8 protein-coding genes are annotated in these 17511 nt (G+C 39.6%); 7 read left to right on the plus strand and 1 reads right to left on the minus strand.

Features of this window, described 5'->3' with window-relative positions; all coding sequences use genetic code 11:
• Positions 1 to 2 precede the first annotated feature (2 nt).
• From ACM0OY_RS10920 to ACM0OY_RS10935, 4 genes are all read left to right on the plus strand, one after another.
• On the plus strand, positions 3 to 1493 hold the full coding sequence (locus ACM0OY_RS10920) for a glutamine synthetase family protein (RefSeq protein ID WP_414568876.1): 1491 nt from the start codon (positions 3 to 5) through the stop codon (positions 1491 to 1493).
• Between the two features lie 81 nt (positions 1494 to 1574).
• Positions 1575 to 3134, plus strand: coding sequence for a hypothetical protein (locus ACM0OY_RS10925; RefSeq protein WP_414568877.1), 1560 nt, complete (start codon positions 1575 to 1577; stop codon positions 3132 to 3134).
• Positions 3135 to 3153: 19 nt separating this feature from the next.
• Positions 3154 to 4236, plus strand: a complete 1083-nt coding sequence (locus tag ACM0OY_RS10930; protein ID WP_414568878.1) for an AAA family ATPase — start codon at positions 3154 to 3156, stop codon at positions 4234 to 4236.
• Positions 4237 to 4241: 5 nt separating this feature from the next.
• On the plus strand, positions 4242 to 8426 hold the full coding sequence (locus tag ACM0OY_RS10935; RefSeq protein WP_414568879.1) for an SAV_2336 N-terminal domain-related protein: 4185 nt from the start codon (positions 4242 to 4244) through the stop codon (positions 8424 to 8426).
• A 44-nt stretch (positions 8427 to 8470) separates the two neighbouring features.
• Here the strand turns inward: ACM0OY_RS10935 and ACM0OY_RS10940 are convergent, their stop codons facing one another.
• Entirely contained in the window at positions 8471 to 10270 is a 1800-nt protein-coding gene (locus ACM0OY_RS10940) for a ShlB/FhaC/HecB family hemolysin secretion/activation protein (RefSeq protein ID WP_414568880.1), read from the minus strand.
• Between the two features lie 438 nt (positions 10271 to 10708).
• Between ACM0OY_RS10940 and ACM0OY_RS10945 the strand changes: the two genes are divergently transcribed.
• From ACM0OY_RS10945 to ACM0OY_RS10955, 3 genes are all read left to right on the plus strand, one after another.
• Positions 10709 to 13057 carry a filamentous hemagglutinin N-terminal domain-containing protein gene (locus ACM0OY_RS10945; protein WP_414568881.1) on the plus strand — a complete coding sequence of 783 codons (2349 nt, stop codon included), beginning with the start codon at positions 10709 to 10711 and terminating at the stop codon, positions 13055 to 13057.
• Between the two features lies 1 nt (position 13058).
• Positions 13059 to 15344 carry a CHAT domain-containing protein gene (locus ACM0OY_RS10950; RefSeq protein WP_414568882.1) on the plus strand — a complete coding sequence of 762 codons (2286 nt, stop codon included), beginning with the start codon at positions 13059 to 13061 and terminating at the stop codon, positions 15342 to 15344.
• A 166-nt stretch (positions 15345 to 15510) separates the two neighbouring features.
• Complete coding sequence (locus ACM0OY_RS10955) at positions 15511 to 17466, plus strand: protein kinase domain-containing protein (protein ID WP_414568883.1); 1956 nt, start codon at positions 15511 to 15513, stop codon at positions 17464 to 17466.
• Positions 17467 to 17511: the final 45 nt, after the last annotated feature.

A 17511-nucleotide genomic window follows, 5' to 3' on the forward strand; every position in this document is an offset into this window, starting at 1 on the left:
AAATGAAAAGACCTGGATTTATTGAACGTCATCACCTGTGGACAGACATCCAAAAAGAAGCAGCACAAAAGATTAAGGCTGTTGTGAAAGAACAGGATCTATTGTTGATTCGTACTGCTTGGTCTGACCAGCATGGCATTGTTCGCAGTAAGTCGCTGTTACCGCAAGCGTTTTTGGCTGCCTTGGAAAACGGTATGCAAATCAGCACGGGGACATTCCTGTTTGATACTGGTGGTGCGATGGTATTTAATCCTTTCGTTCCCGGCGGTAGCTTAGACATGCCTTTAATGACCGGTGCGCCAAATCTGGTGGCTGTTCCCGATCCTCATACTTTTACAATTGTGCCTTGGGCAAAACGCACTGGCTTTATTCTCTGCGACGAGTACTTTCAAAATGGTCAGCCAATGCCGTTTTCCAGTCGCGGGATTTTGCGCCAAGCATTGCTAGAGTTACATCAAAGAGGATTAGAGCATATTGTCGGGTTAGAAGTTGAATGGTATCTGGCAAAATTGGAAGATCCGATGTTAGCGATCGCTAATGTTGGTACTTCTGGAAAACCCAGCGAACCTGCCAAAGTCAGCGCCGTAGAGCATAATTACCAATACCTTTTAGAATCCCACAATCCAGAAATTCATGATTTGCTGGGCCTTCTGGCAGAAAACTTAGTTGCAATGAAATTGCCTTTAAGGAGTGTAGAAAACGAAGGCGGTGCCGGTCAATTTGAATTTACCTTTGACCCGATTCCGGCATTGCAAGCTGCGGATACAATGATGATATTCCGCATGGCCACCAAGCAAATTTGCCGTCAGCAAGGTTACATCGCTTCGTTTATGTGTCGTCCAGGATTGCAAGGTTGTTCTTCCAATGGTTGGCATTTGCATCAATCCCTTGTAGACAAAACCACAGGCGAGAATGCTTTCATGTCTGCAAACTCCGAAACTCTCATGTCAGACTTAGGTCAACACTTCATTGGCGGTCTTCTCAAACACGCCCATGCAGCTTCTGTGTTCGCAGTCCCCACAATTAACGGCTACAAAAGATTTAGACCCTATTCCCTAGCCCCCGACCGTGCCGGGTGGGGATTGGAAAACCGAGGGGCAATGATTAGATTACAAGGCGGTTTTGATGACCCCACTACCCACATAGAAAATCGAATTGGAGAACCAGCAGCTAATCCTTATCTCTACATGGCATCACAATTGATTTCTGGTTTAGATGGTGTAGATAATAAACTTGACCCTGGCTCCCCAACAGAAGAACCTTACACTACAGAAAACCCCACCTTACCCAAAAGTTTGCCAGAGGCAATTTCATATTTGAGCCAAAGCGAACTTTTTTCTCAAAAAATGGGGCAGCAGTTCATAAGCTTCATCGTGAAGATGAAACAAAGTGAAATTAATCGCTTTTTGCAGTCCGTTGGCGACATACCAGCAGAGGAATATTTAAAGCAAGTGACTAACTGGGAGCAAAGAGAATATTTTGAATTATTTTGAGTTGAGTTTGGTTTAAAGGACTTCTCAAAAATCAGGTTCTTCAGTACATACGTATGCAAAAATATTTACATTAATCGACAGATGGCAGAATCAGATAATCCAGCCCAACCGCAAAGCCAACAAGAGCGATGGCAGAAGGAAAGAGACTCACTAGCAGAAGCCTACGAGTTACAAACAAAGAAAGTTGCAGAACTGCGAAAAGCATGGGTAATTGAGACAGACCAGGCTCTCAAGTTTAAATACGAACAAAATCTTCAGTCAGCGCAATCCGAACTAAAGAAGCTTGATGATGATTTGAATTCAATTGAACAAAAATTGAATTCTCCAAGCATTTTTAATTATACTAATATTTCACCTACAGTTTTTATTTTTCCAGACCAATATTGGGAAAATTTAGTTGATATTATCTCACAAATAAATTCCAATATATGGACACAAGCTTGTGATTCAACTCTAAAAGATATTACTCAAGATGTTCGGGGTAGTTACCCAAAGATTGAAGAACTAAAAAAAATAAGTATATTGAAGAAAATTTTTTTAAAAGATTACCCATTCAATAATAAAGATATTCCCACAATCATTGAATTTGCCCACCGTTTAAGTAAATATGAGGAAGTTGATAAATTTTATCGATATGAATTAAAAGAATGGATTGAATGTGTAACTAGAGAACTTAACATTGAGTTACCAAATTGTAATGAATCTAAATTAGCTGGAACTGCTCAGTCTTATTTACTCATCATAGTAATTCCTCAAGGAAACAATAAATTTAATTTAAAATCTGAGTTAATTTGTAATTTTACTAATATTAATGATAGTCCTAAACATATTAATCTAGAATTAGAATCTGGAATATCAGCAAGTAAGTGTTCTTGGAATGAAATCATAGATAAAATTTATAGTTTTATCAAAATCAGCCGCAATCATCTTCGAGACTATGAAGATTACAATCTAACAATTGAAATTTTTTTACCTTTGCCTTATTTAGATAAGAGCATAGATATTGAAGAAATTCCCATTGGGTTTGGAGAAAAAAGGGCGATCGCTAATGAATATCAGTTTGTAATTCGTTCTCTGGAGCGGGTTATTGAGGAAGATGGTAAATATTTAATGTTGTTGCGTCGCCGATGGAAGATATTAACTCAATTCTTAGATCGGAAACCTACATTTAAAACTTTTCATGAAAAAATTGAGCAAATTCCTCCAAGAAAAAAATCTTGTTCTTCTAATTTTACTTGGGAAAATTGTAACTTGAAAGAGTTTGAAAATGATTGGGATAGTAAAAAAAGTTTAGGTATTAAAGTTACTTGTGATTTACCAATAGATAAAGAGGCAAAAATAAAATTTTTTATTGCTTTAATTAGAAGTGGAGTACCGATATCTTTATGGACAAGATCTACTGCTATTCCAAATCTAGATACAGAATTTAATGAAATATTTGTTGATCAAACAGAAATTATTGCTGATTTAAACAATATATGTGAATCTATATGGAAGTTACGCAGAAAAGCTCATGCAAAAAAAGATGAAGAAAAGCAAAATTATTTAGGTTACCATTTAGGATTCTTATGTGATAATCCTGATCGAATTCCGTTTAGTTTGACGAATCAAAATCAATGGCTTTTAGAACCAGGTCAATAAAAAACAGGAAAATTAATATATGCAGGACTGGCGCTTTTTTTATGGTAATGGCGAACAAAATAAAGAAGTTGAAGATAAATTAAAAGCTCTTGACCCGCCTCCTTGGCGACAGTTTGCTAGAAAAGAAGATATTCAAATTAATTCTGAAGATGATAAACGCTGGCAAAAACTTCGGCAATTAGCTGAAAATCAAGATAGGAATAGAAAACGGGGACAAAATTTTCGCATTTCCCAAAATGCAACTGATGTAATTAATGCGGTTAATGCTGCCATTTACTTACGAAGACCATTGCTAGTTACAGGTAGGCCTGGAGCCGGAAAAACCTCTTTGGCTTATGCCATTGCTTATGAATTGAATTTAGGCTCTGTTCTATCTTGGCCTATCACAGCCCGTTCTACCTTGCAAGAAGGGCTTTATAGTTACGATGCATTAGCCCGATTACAAGATTCTCAACAAGATAAAAAGATAGCTCAAAATATAGGTAAATACATTAAATTGGGGCCGCTAGGTACCGCCTTCTTGCCTTCTATTTTGCCTAGAGTTCTCCTAATTGACGAAATTGATAAAAGTGATATTAATCTTCCCAATGATTTATTAAATATTTTAGAAGAAGGAGAATTTGAAATTCTAGAATTAGTCAGACGTTCTCAATCTCAAGAGGGAATATTTAAACAAATTCAAGAGAATGAATTTAAAGTTCTTACCCAAGATAAGGGTATCGATGCTTTAATTAATGCAGGTCGGGTAGGCTGTTGTGCTTTTCCGATTATTGTGATGACTAGTAACGGAGAACGAGATTTTCCGCCAGCTTTTAAGCGCCGATGTCTGCGGGTTAGAATGCCAGATCCCAACCAAGAAACACTAAAAGCTATTGTTGAAGCTCATTTTGGAGAGAAAGGAAAAATAGCTTTCAAACAAGCAGAGTCTAAAATTAATGAATTGCTCAAAGAGTTTATGCCGGATGAAAACCAACCCTTGGAGAGAGCAACAGACCAATTACTAAATACTATTTACTTGTTAACTCGTGAGGTCAATATTCAAGAAGAGGATGAAAAGTCAGTGAAAGAAATATTATTTAAAACCTTAACCAGTGGTGATTAATGTCAATGACTAATGAATCATTGGCAAATAATCCACTAGAACAGCTAATTGCTATTTTAAGTAGCAAAAATTTTGACCTGACTGGAGAAGAAATTGCTGATATTCTCTGGTTAAACCTCCAACGGCAATCAATCGAGCAACAAAAAATCAGCGTAACTTCTCCCTCAACATCCTCAACCTCCTCAACATCCTCAACCTCCTCAACCTCCTCAACGTCGCCAACGTCCCCAAGTGCTGAAATTTATCCACAAACTCTACCCAGCAATAATCCAAATCTCCACAGGACAAAAGCGCTTCCCTTGCGAGTACCGGATGCACCTTCCTTACGAGAACCCCTAATTTTGGCCCAAGCGCTAAAACCTTTGATGCGCCGGGTTGAGTCTGGAAAAAAAACAGTATTAGATGAAACCACTACATCAGAACGTACCGCCGCCGAGGGAATATGTATACCTGTTCTCAAGTCTGAACCAGAACCTTGGTTAGAGTTGGCATTGGTGATTGATGAGAGCAAATCAATGCTGATTTGGCGACATACAATAAGGGAATTAAAACGACTGCTAGAACATTATGGTGCTTTCCGGGATGTGCGGACTTGGGGATTGATCTTAGTTAGTGATGAAAACAGAAAACAATCTATTCGCATTCGACCTGGAATTGGGGAAACAGCAAATGACCAACGGCTTGCTAGTCCCACTGAATTAATTGACCCTAGTGGTCGTCGCTTGGTTTTGGTTGTGAGTGACTGTGTTGCAGCCATGTGGCGTGATGGTACTGTCACCCCGGCTTTAAAATTTTGGGCAAAGAGCCAACCTCTAGCCATTGTGCAGATGTTACCAGATTGGTTGTGGTTGAGAACAGGTTTGGGTGCAGGTGCTTCAGTACGGTTGGGTAGTTTGGCTCCTGGGGTTGCTAACCAGTATTTATTGATTAAAGAACTTTTGCTGTGGAAAGATTTCGATCTCGACAGTGGAATTAAAATTCCAGTTTTGACCTTAGAACCAGAAGTCGCTTTGACTTGGAGCCAAATGGTAGCAGGAAAAAGTCAGGCAATAGTTTCAGGGTTTGTTTTTCCCTCGCAATTAAAATTAGAATCACAAGCTAACACCAAAGATTTATCAACAGTATCAAAAAATAATATTAGTCAACTCAATGCAAAAGACCGGGTTTACCGCTTTCGCATGACTGCTTCACCAATGGCGCGGAAACTTGCAGGGTTACTTGCAGCAGCACCAGTTATTAATTTACCCGTGGTGCGATTAATTCAAGAAACTATGCTGCGTGATTCTCGACAAGTTCACGTTGCAGAAGTGTTTCTAGGCGGATTATTAAAACCATTAACAGAGATTGAAAATGATACCAATCCCGATGCGGTGCAGTACGATTTTATGGATGATGAGATCCGAGATATCTTATTAGCATCGGCACCTATAAGTGATTCAGCAGAGATAATTAATGTAGTTTCTCTATATATTGCAAACAACTTAGGTAAGTCCCTAGCAGATTTTGTTGCCTTATTACAAGCACCAGAAGGAGCAGAATTTTCACTGATAAAACCGTTTGCCAAGATGACAACTAAATTATTGAAAAAACTAGGAGGTGACTACGCTGAGTTTGCCAATCAAATAGAAGAAAACCAAGTAATTAACTTTGCTAAATCTTTGAAAAACGAAGATTTAGATATTGTTGCTATTGTCAGAGGAATTATCGCGAATTTTCATGATTTCACACCTTCATATCTTACTCAACACATTAAAAATGCTTTAATAATTCAACCAGTTTATGAAGAATTTATTGAAAAATTTGGTGGAGGACAAGGCAATAGGTTTTCCACTAGAAGATTACAAATTAATGGAGAAGCAAACGAAATATTTTTAATTCGAGGTAAACAAATTCAAGCAACATTAGACATTAATCATGATTGCCCTGAATGTGGTACAGCTATTAATCAAATTATTGTTGGCATAGGAGGTGAAGAACAAGCCCAAGCTTGTGTATGGATTGGGGGAAGTTCAAGTTATGGCTGGCAAACCGTTTCTTTTTCTTTAAATATTCCTGATATTCCTGGTGTTTATTACATTCGCACTCGCTACGCTCAAGCTTATAACCGCGAAGATGCATTAGGTTGGTGGAAAGTAGATCGCCCTGATGGCCCTACAGAAGCAGCGAATATTGGTGCTGTAGTAGTTGGGATAAATATTGTTTTAGAATTATTTGCTGGAGAGTATCTTTGTGGTGTGAAATGGGGTGGAGAATCTGGTGATTGGCATGAAGGTACAGAAAAATTATTTGTTTCCAGAGATGGTGAAGTGCGATTTATTTCCCGATTTGGTTATGCTGTGATTCATAATTGGGAATTAACAGAAAATACGCTTTCGTGGAACTTTGATGTTAATCAAACTGCTGCTAGTTTTACTTTTAAAGTAAATAGTAAAGATAGTTATTTTTGGGAAAGTAACCAGACAGGTAAGTTATTTGAAGGATGGTTGAATTATCCCAATGAAGGTCGAATTGATTTTCGAGGCAGATTTGTAAATGACCAATATCAACCAATTCATAACACTGTAAAAAAAATCCTGATAGTCTCGGCTAATCCTCAAGATAGCAATAGACGGCTTGTGCGAGAAGTTAGAGAAATTCTGGCAGAGTTGGAACGTGCCAAAATTCAAGAGCATCTTGTAATTATTACTACATTGGCAGTGCGTTTCGATGATTTACGCCGCGCTACTTTAGATCGCGAACCTCAAATTATCCATCTTTATGGATATGGGGAAGGAAATCAAGGTTTCGCTTTAGAAGATAACACAGGGAAAATACAACTTGTCAGTAGTGAATCACTCTCAAGCCTGTTTTCTTTATTTCCAAGTATTGAGTGTGTATTATTAAATGGCTGTTACGACGAAGCACAAGCAGAAGCTATTAGCCAACATATTGATTATGTTATAGGCCTAAATCAAGCACTAGGAGAACAAGCAGCAATTAAGTTTGCAGTTGGATTTTATAGTGCCCTTGCTGCTGGAAGATCCTATGAAGATGCTTACCAATTTGGTTGTGTATCTATTGATTTAGAGAATATCTCAGAATCAGCAATGCCAATCTTCATACATCGAAAAAACACAATTAATGCTGACATCCTGCAAAGTAACTCTTCACCATTGCCCCGGCCTTTTCCTGCCGTACAACCAGTTTCACTGGAAATGCCAGAAGGAACGATGTCGAGTGAATCTCAATTTTACATACAACGGTTATCAGATCTACTTGCCTTAGAAACAATTAAGCGGCAGGGTGTGACTATCACCATTAAGGGCCCTCGCCAGATGGGCAAAAGTTCCTTGTTAATTCGTACTCTTGATGCTGCTGTTGCAGTAGGTAAGCGGGTAGCATTTTTAGATTTTCAATTATTTGACAAAGCTGCTTTAAACAATGCTGACAACTTCTTTCGGCAGTTTTGCTGTTGGCTAACTGATGAACTAGAAATGGCAGATAAAGTAGATGAGTATTGGCAGATGCCTTTAGGTAATAGCCAACGTTGTACTCGCTATGTAGGCCGATATATCCTGAAGGATTTTGGCAAGCCTTTAGTATTGGCAATGGATGAAGTGCAAAGTATTTTTGATACCGAATTTCGTTTTGATTTCTTTGGGATGTTGAGAAGCTGGCACAATAGCCGTGCGACTACTCCCATCTGGAAAAATCTCGATTTAGTACTGGCAACATCCACGGAGCTTTACCAGTTAATTGATAATCTTAACCAATCACCTTTTAATGTTGGGCAGGTGATTGATTTAGAAGACTTCACAGTAGCACAAGTTTCTGATCTCAACCGCCGTCATGGTTCCCCCCTCAATTCCAGCGAAGAACGGCAATTGATGGCGTTGCTGAATGGGCATCCTTACTTGGTGCGTCTTGCACTCTATCTAATTGCTAGCCAGCGTCTCTCCACTGCTGAATTATTTACCAACACTACCGCCGATAATGGCCCCTTTGGCAATCATTTGCGTAATTCCCTTTTTCTTTTGCATAACAAAACAGAGTTGGTTCAAGGTATGCTCCAGGTAATTCGCCAGAACATTTGCGATGAGCGCGTTTTCTTCCGCTTGCACGGTGCAGGTCTGGTGCGTCGAGAAGGGCACAAAGTAATCCCCCGTTGCCAACTTTACGCTGAGTATTTTCGTGAGAAACTTCGTGGCTGAAGCAAGCGTTTACACTGTCGGCAAAACTGTACAAGCTGGTGGAATTAAGGACTGTAAGTAAGACTAAAATGCAAACCATTGTCCTGAAGACTATCGCTTGGTTTTTCTATGTCTACAAAGGGAATCCCATAATCAACTCGAATGTTAAGATTACGGATTGGCTGCCATAATAAACCTAGCCCTGCACTAGCTAGAAATGAATTGTCAGGATTATCTCTTTTATTCCAGATTTGTCCTAGATCGATAAAAGGAGCTAGTTGCAAAGTCGGGATTTTCTGGCGATCGCGCAACAAAGGAATTCTAGCTTCTAGTGATAGCCGATATCCATTATCTCCAGAACGAGCATTTTGACGGTAGCCCCGGAGAGATTGACCGCCTCCAATAAAAAATTCATAGAATGCCGGTAGATCGTCTGGTGTCAGCTGTATATCGGCTTGCACAATTAATAAATTGTCATTACCCAATTGTTGAACCCGTTGTACCTGACCTAACCAACTAAAAAAGCTGCCATCTTGATTTGGCTCGGAACTGACTATAGCATCGAAGATATCTAAGCCAAAGCTAAATTGAGATTGTATTGCCCAAGCTCCCTGAGTATCACGACGAGTATAATCTTGGCCAAATTTGAGAACACGAGTACGGCTACGCCCAGCATTTATCGGGATTCCATCAAATGTAAATGAGCCATCATTACCTTGAAAGGCAAATGCAGTAGATAAAGCAAACTCTTCTTTTAGCGATCGCACTAAAGGCTGACGATAACTAATTTCATAGAAATCTAAACTACCTTTGATATCGGAAAATGGCTGTATTGCAGGAGGATTTACAAGTTTATTATTATTGGGAGCGGCGCGAAATTGCAGAGTCCCATTCATGGGATTGAGCGGTACGCGGTAGGTGAAATCATAGACGTTAGATGCAGCTCGGTCAAAATCGCCAAAGTTTAAGCCAAAGTTATAAGATGCGCTAATTTCATCTCCAATCCCCGTTAAGTTACGGTAGCGTAAAGAAACTCCCCCTCTTTCTGGAGCAATGCTAGGTGGAGAATAGTTATCTACGTTAAAAACACTGACAAACGGATTTGCTTCCTTGACTCTGACGGTGAGAATGCTTTGGCCTAACTTAGTGCCAGCACCTATACTAGCTTCTACCTTGTCAAACAGAGGATCGATTCGCAGTAGCCTCAGTTGTTCTTCTACTTTATTGATATTCAAAGGTTTCTTTACTGCCAAACGCACGCGGCTACTTACATAATCACGATTCAACCGCCTGGTTCCCTCAATTTGAATTTCCTCTAAACTACCTTCAATAACTCGAATTTGAACAACTCCATCAGTAATTACTTGATTAACTAAGACTGCCCTTGAGGTAATGTAACCTTTGTTTAAGTACAGTTGAGTAATTGCATCGGCTACCTTTTGCAACTCTTCTAAAGTTGCAGAACGTCCTTCTAAAGGTTGCACAATTGGATTGATTTCTTTTTCAGTAAAAATAGTGCTACCAATAACCTCTAGTTTGCGGACAAAAATAGACACATTTGGTTGTGATGGTTGCGTTTGTGGCGTTGGAGGTGTCAGAATTGGCTCTTGTTGTTCGGGTAGTGGTGTTGGAGTTGGTAGGGGTTGCGGAAAGCGATCGGGGTTCGGATTTACCGTTGGTGCTGACTGGTTTTGAGCTACCTTATCTACCGTATGCGCTGTAGTAGTAGGACTTGATGTGATCGTTAAAGTGTTGGAAGCTGCGTAACTAGGTAATAACCAAGCTACCAAAACCGCACTTGGAAGTGTCAAACTACACCAATAAAACACATACCTGACACTCCAAAACATAGGGCTTTTATTCATATCAAATAAACTTTATTCTCACTTAGGAAAAGTTATATTTTGTTAACATTTCAATCAAGCAAGTACGCTCATATAACTAGTAACTTTGCACTCATAAACTAAGTACTGATAAATAGCGATCGCGATTTGCTGAGGTGATAAAACACAGAAGCTAAGCGTATATTCGGAATAAATTAATACACAATTTGTCTTATTAAAATAATATGAATTTATATCTGATGATAGATGAAATTATAAAAAATTTACATTTATTTTTTAAAGCATGTGTGAAAATCAGTGAAACAACTTAAATATTTTTTCCGAAATCAAGCAAATAGTAAGTGTATTTGTATATCGAGCTTTGGCGAAAATCTAGACTTTTAACAGAAAGGTCGAAATTCTACAGATTGACTAAAGCTATTTGCTAAAAGACTACGTATTAAGTCGAGGAAGTTGGCAGTGAATAGAATTGGTGTATGGTTAACAACACTCCCTTTGCTGGGAGTTATTGGAGTAGGGCAAGTACAGGCTCAATCAATTACTCCAGCAGTAGACGGCACAAATACCGTTGTGACTCCTGAGGGCAACCAATTCAATATCACTGGTGGACAAACTTCTCAAGATGGAGCAAATTTGTTCCATAGTTTGACCAAGTTTGGTCTCAATCAAGACGAGATAGCTAACTTTATTTCTAAACCAGAAATCGCTAACATTCTGACTCGGATCAATGGTGGCGATCCTTCTGTAATTAATGGTTTAATTCAGGTTACAGGCGGGAACTCCAACTTATTCTTAATGAACCCAGCAGGGATTATTTTTGGGCCGAACGCTAGCCTCAATTTGCCTAAATCCCTAACAGTAACAACAGCTAACAGCATTGGATTTGGTTCTAATTGGTTTAATGCGACTGGTAACAACAACTATGCAGAACTCGTAGGGAATCCAACTGCTTTTGCTTTCACTATGGAAAAGCCAGGGGCAATTATCAACGCTGGTAATTTAAGTGTTGGGGAAGGACAAAACTTGACATTTTTGGGTGGTACTGTGGTGAGTACCGGAGAAGTATCAGCATCAGGGGGCCAGATTACTGTTGCGGCGGTTCCAGGTAAGAGTGTAGTGCGGATTAGTCAAGCAGGAAATCTACTGTCTCTAGATGTACAACCAACAACAGTAAATGGTACTCAGCCAAACGACTGGACGTTACCAGTTTTATCCTTACCGCAACTATTAACTGGTGGTGATGGTGGCAACGCTACAGGAATTACAGTCAACAGCGATGGCACAGTTGCATTAACTGGTTCTGACCTAGTTGTAGAGAACGGAGATGTGGTTGCAAAACAAGTGAATGCCCTAGCTCTCCTAATTGATTCTCAAAAAAACATTACACTTACGGAAGATATAAGAACTACGAAAGACTTCGAGATACCTTTAGACGATACTTCTATTAAGATTAGTGCTGTAAATTTAACTGCTAAAGGTTCTATCACAGTAGGAATTATCAGTATTGGAGATAATGAAAATATTAGCGGCTCTCTAAAACTGTCTGCGGTTGGTAATATTACAGCAGGCAATATTGTAGTCTTAGAAGACTTCCAAAACCTAGATGATGATTATAATGCACCTGCAATCTTGTCTTCTACAAAAGGTAACATCATAGTCCAAACTATTGAAGCTGGATCTGGCGGTATTGACATTACAGCTTATGGTACTTTTCAAGCATTAGGGGCGTTCGATTCTGGATTATTTCAGTTTGAATCAGTGACAATCAAAGATGACCCTGACTTAATCGCGTTTCTTGAAAAAAAAGGAATTCCAAGAGAGCAATTAGTTAACTCTGACAAAACTGCTTTGGTAGACACACTAAACCTTCCAACTAGTATTATCGTAAGACCTGTAGGTGGACGTGGTAATATAGTTATCCGGCATGGTGGTACTTCAGTATCTGATAATACACCTAGCAATGAGCGCATTATTGTTAGCCCAGAAAGCAATTTTAAGTCGGGACCCAATGTTACTAAGAAGGATGATGGATTTGTACTGAATAATGATGATGGTTCTAATGATTTACCATTGCAACTTGAGAATAATTTTATTTCTTTGACAAGGAATGAAACCTACGAGCTAATAGAGCTTTCCGATGGCATAAGTGGTACTGTTGGAGCCATTGTGATTGGAGGTGGAAATAATTCAAACTTAGTAACGTCTTCCTTAGGCAGACCATTCAGCTCTGGTAATGGTGGCTCCGACGGCGGTGGAAATGGCGGTGGTGGCTCCGACGGCGGTGGAAATGGCGGCGGTGGCTCCGACGGGGGTGGAAATGGTGGTGGTGGCTCCGACGGCGGTGGAAATGGCGGTGGTGGCTCCGTTGGAGGTGGAAATGGTGGCGGTTCCGTCGGAGGTGGAAATGGTGGCGGTTCCGTCGGAGGTGGAAATGGTGGCGGTTCCGACGGAGGTGGAAACAGTGGCGGTTCCGACGGAGGTGGAAATGGTGGTGGTTCTGGCAGCGTTAGTGATGGCGGTGTTGTAAACCCTGGTGAAACAAAACCTGGCAGCAATGACAGCAATAACGTTGGCAGCAACCCACAAATCACCTCGCGTTTTGGAATTTTGTCTCTAGACGAATCGTTGGTTGCTCGTCTCAAAGACAGTGGTCATGCTACGAAATTAACACTTAGCAATGATGGGCAAGGGGAATTAACAGGCTCAAATCTCAATGCTGGAGACAAAGAAGACGAAACAAGTTTGAATCAAGTCTTCAATTTTGATGGGAATTTATTAGATAGCAACGTAGTTTTTAATAACAAATAATATGTTAACAACAAACTATCAGTTGATCCTTAAGCTCATTCCTATCTTGGCTAGCGTTTTAATGCCTGTTTTAGCAACAGTACCGTTTGTTAGTTCACAAGCGATCGCCCAATCTCAAGTAACTGCTAAAACCAAAGCAGATGAGTTTTTGCAACAAGGACTGAAACACTATCAACTTAGTCAATTTGTACCAGCCATCCAATCTTGGCAACAAGCACTGATAGTTTATCGAGAGTTAAAAGACCGTCGAGGTGAGGGACAATCCTTAGGAAATCTGGGGCTTGCTTATAGAGCTACAGGCGAATATAGCAAAGCTATTAGTTATCAACAACAAGCTTTGAGCATTTTTCAAGAACTTAAAGACCGCCAATCTGAGGGACAGCTTTTAGGCAACTTGGGTAATGCTTATTTAGCAATAGGTGAATATGACAAAGCGATTAAGTCTCAGCAACAGAGCTTAACTATTGCACGAGAAACTAAAGATCGTGCAGGAGAGGGTTTTGTTTTAGGTAGTTTAGGGATCGTCTTTGCTGAATTGGGCAACTATCCCCAGGCTGTTGAGTCATATGTGCAAAGTTTAGCGATCACCCGAGAAACTAAAAACCGAGAAGGTGAGGCAAGTACGCTTAATAATCTCGGAGCTGCTTATCAAGCTCAAAACAATAATAGCAAAGCAGTGGAATCCTACCAGCAAAGTTTAGCGATCGCGCAACAAATCAAAAACCGCAGCATCGAGCAAACAGCTTTGAGCAGTTTGGGGGTTGCATATGAAAGCTTACGCAACTATCCCCAAGCCATTGAACATCAGCAACAAAGTTTAAAGATTGCCCAAGAAATCGGCGATCGGCGAACAGAGGCGCTAGGTTTGAATAACCTGGGACATACTCTATTTTTATCTGGCAATTTAGTTGAGGCAGAAAATAAACTCCGCCTTGCAGTCAAGGTTTTAGATTCTCTAAGAAAGGAATTAGACGATGGGGGCAAAATATCAATTTTTGATACCCAAATTACAACATATAACTTACTACAACAAATCTTAGTAGCGCAGAATAAACCAGAACTATCTTTAGAAGCTTCTGAACAAGGACGCGCCCGTGCTTTTGTAGAGTTAATGGAGACAAAGCTTAAATCTAAGTCAGCCTCACAAATCGCTCCCTTAACGATTGCTCAAATCAAACAAATTGCTAAACAGCAAAAAGCTACACTAGTAGAATATTCAATTGTTCCTGATGATTTTTTGCATCAAGGTAAACTAAAAGCACCAGAATTAGAACTCTTAATTTGGGTGGTTAAACCTACAGGTGAAGTAGCCTTACAACGAGTTAATCTCAAGTCACTACGGGAGCAAAAAACGTCACTCAAAAAAATAGTAATTAACACTCGTGATGCCATCGATCCAGCAACAAGTAATTCTATAAATCCAGAAGTAGTTTCTCAAGGTTTAAAGCAACTACATCAACTCCTAATTCAACCAATTGCTGACCAGCTACCCAAAGACCCCAATGCTCGCGTTATCTTCATTCCTCAAGATTTTCTGTTGTTAGTTCCATTTGCAGCACTGCAAGATACCACTGGTAAGTACTTAATTGAACAACACACTATCGTTTCTGCTCCTGCCATCCAAGTCTTAGATTTGACTAATCAGCAAAGACAACGCAGCCAAGGAGTAGCAAAAGATATCTTAATTGTAGGTAATCCCACTATGCCAAAAATTAAGGTAGGAAATCCGCCTCATGAGTTGTCACAGCTACCTGGTGCAGAACAAGAAGCTAATACAATTGCTAGTCTTTTGCAGACCAAAGCGATTACAGGCGATCGCGCCACTAAACTAGATATCCTCAAGCAGATGCCCCAAGCCAGGATCGTTCATTTAGCGACCCACGGTTTACTTGATGAAGTCAAGCAACTGGGTGTTCCTGGTGCGATCGCTTTAGCTCCATCTGGTAATGATAATGGCTTCCTCACCCCAGGAGAAATACTGAATTTGAAACTCAATGCCGAACTAGTAGTACTGAGCGCTTGTCAAACAGGTAGAGGTGTAATTACGGGAGATGGGGTGATTGGGTTATCTCGGTCTTTGCTTTCTGCGGGTGCTGCTAGTGCGATCGTTTCTTTATGGGAAGTGCCAGATGATACTACAACAACATTGATGTTAGAGTTTTACCGTAATTTTCAGGGTGAGACTGATAAAGCTCAAGCCCTACGTCAAGCAATGCTCAAGACAATGCAACAATCCCCAGATCCTACAGATTGGGCTGGCTTCACTTTGATTGGTGAAGCTGATTAATAATTTATAACCGTTGTCTAAAGAATAAAATACACACCATAAAATGAAATAAACATTTAAAACATTCTTTTTTCCGTCTCTTGAAGCCAAAAGATAGCATACCTAAGTGATAACCGCCATAGATAATGTTAATCCTATTTTCCTACCTTAAATATAAGTTAAGCCTATGTTAGATCAGCTACTAGCCGGGCATTACCAAGTATTAAAAATCCTGGGTGCGGGGGGATTTGGACAAACTTATGTAGCTCAAGATCTCCACAGACCAGGTAATCCAACTTGTGTTGTTAAGCATCTCAAGCCAGCTAATTCTGACCCTGCCTTTTTAGAAGCAGCTAGACATTTATTTGCCAAAGAAGCAGAAGCCTTAGAACAACTAGGTCATCATCCCCACATTCCCCGGCTTTTAGCTTATTTTGAGGAAAAACAGGAATTTTATTTAGTTCAAGAACTGATTGATGGCAATTTATTGAGTACAGAGTTGTTACCTGGCGATCGTTGGAGTGAAAGCCAAGTAGTCCAACTACTGCAAGAAATCTTAGAGATTCTAGACTTTGTTCACAGCAATGGCGTTATCCATCGGGATGTTAAACCCAACAACATCATTCGCCGCCAGCAAGATAATAAACTAGTTCTGGTTGATTTTGGTGTAGTTAAGCAAATAAATATGCAACTGGCTACAGCACAAAGCCAAATGAGCACTTCTGTTGCTGTCGGCACTTTAGGCTATATGCCACCTGAACAGCTAAGAGGTAAACCTCGCTTCAGCAGTGATATTTACGCCTTAGGAATTATAGCTATCCAAGCATTAACAGGACTAAATCATAAGCAATTGCAAGAGGATGCTAAAGGTGAAGTTGACTGGTACAGCTACGCTCAGGTCAGTCCTGCGTTAGCTGGTATTATCAATAAGATGGTACGCTACCACTTTCAAGAGCGTTATGAGTCTGCAAAAGAAGTACTGGCTGCACTAAAAACCTTGGTGTTTCAATCGGGATATTCAACAACCCAGCCAGAGTTTCCCCTTCAATACTTCGATACCGAGCAGGATACTTGTCCTCCTACTGGATTTGATACTAATCCAGTATTTTCATTTGGACAACACCCATTAAACACAACAGCAAATAATTCCAGACCATCAACAGCGTCAACTTCAGATTTAGCTGTTTCTCCAAACAACTTGCAATCAGTAGGTTTGGCTAAAGCGAACGCTGTGGTTAAATCTCCAATAGTAGTGACATTAAGTCTTGCTATTGTTGTCAGTATACTTGGTATGTTTAGTTTTGATTGGTATAAAAATCAAAATTTATTAGCAAGCGTGCAAGATGTTAAATCTTTAAAGCAAGCAAAAGATTATGAAAAATGTATAGAAAAAGGTACTCGCCTGAGTCTTTCAAGTGAGAATTCATCATCAAATTTCCAAGCAAAAACTGAGCTTGTAAGTACCTTAAATGAATGTCGTATCTTTCAAGCTAAGGCTCTGGCAGCGCAGTCTAACTTTCCTCAAGCAATTAAGCAGGTTGATAAAATTCCAGCTAATCAACCTTTTTCTGAAGATGCTCAAAATCTCATTAATGAATGGTCTCAAAAACTTCTGACACAAGCGACACAAAAGTATGAGCAGTTAGGAGATGTAGATAATGCTATTCTAACAGCTAAAGATATTCCCCAAAAAAGTTCTAATTATAAAGAAGCTCAAGATTTGAGTGCTAAATGGCAACAGGAATTTACTTCCAATAAACAACTGTTGAATGTGGCGCAAACTGCATTATCTCAAAATAGATTTAATGATGCCATAAGTTCAGCAAACAAGATTGCTGCTACTCAATATTGGCAAGACAAGAAAGAGGCAATCATCCAAGGAGCTAAATCTAAGCTCAAATCAAATAATACCAAAAAATCTGATTCTTCTAAAACTACAGTTGTAATAAGTAAACCAATAGGAACTAGAGTCAGGTCTTTAAGAGACAAACCAAGCAACTCAGGTTTAGTTGAAAAGTTAAGACAGGTAACCAGAGAAAGAAATAATAAACCAAAATCTCAACTATCATCTACTCGCAAAAATCAAACAATTGATAATTGTCAATCTCCCAACTCTCTTTTAGGTCAGGGTTCCAAATGTTAGAACAATTAAACAGAACAAATGTAAATAAAATACTTCTAATTTGAT

The organism is Nostoc sp. CCY 9925 (genome assembly GCF_963920935.1).
GTDB lineage: Bacteria > Cyanobacteriota > Cyanobacteriia > Cyanobacteriales > Nostocaceae > Nostoc.

Coding starts and splice junctions, on each gene's coding strand:
- ACM0OY_RS10920 (WP_414568876.1), top strand. CDS start 3: ATGAAAAGACCTGGATTTATTGAACGTCATCACCTGTGGACAGACATC.
- ACM0OY_RS10925 (WP_414568877.1), top strand. CDS start 1,575: ATGGCAGAATCAGATAATCCAGCCCAACCGCAAAGCCAACAAGAGCGA.
- ACM0OY_RS10930 (WP_414568878.1), top strand. CDS start 3,154: ATGCAGGACTGGCGCTTTTTTTATGGTAATGGCGAACAAAATAAAGAA.
- ACM0OY_RS10935 (WP_414568879.1), top strand. CDS start 4,242: ATGACTAATGAATCATTGGCAAATAATCCACTAGAACAGCTAATTGCT.
- ACM0OY_RS10940 (WP_414568880.1), bottom strand. CDS start 10,270: ATGAATAAAAGCCCTATGTTTTGGAGTGTCAGGTATGTGTTTTATTGG.
- ACM0OY_RS10950 (WP_414568882.1), top strand. CDS start 13,059: ATGTTAACAACAAACTATCAGTTGATCCTTAAGCTCATTCCTATCTTG.
- ACM0OY_RS10955 (WP_414568883.1), top strand. CDS start 15,511: ATGTTAGATCAGCTACTAGCCGGGCATTACCAAGTATTAAAAATCCTG.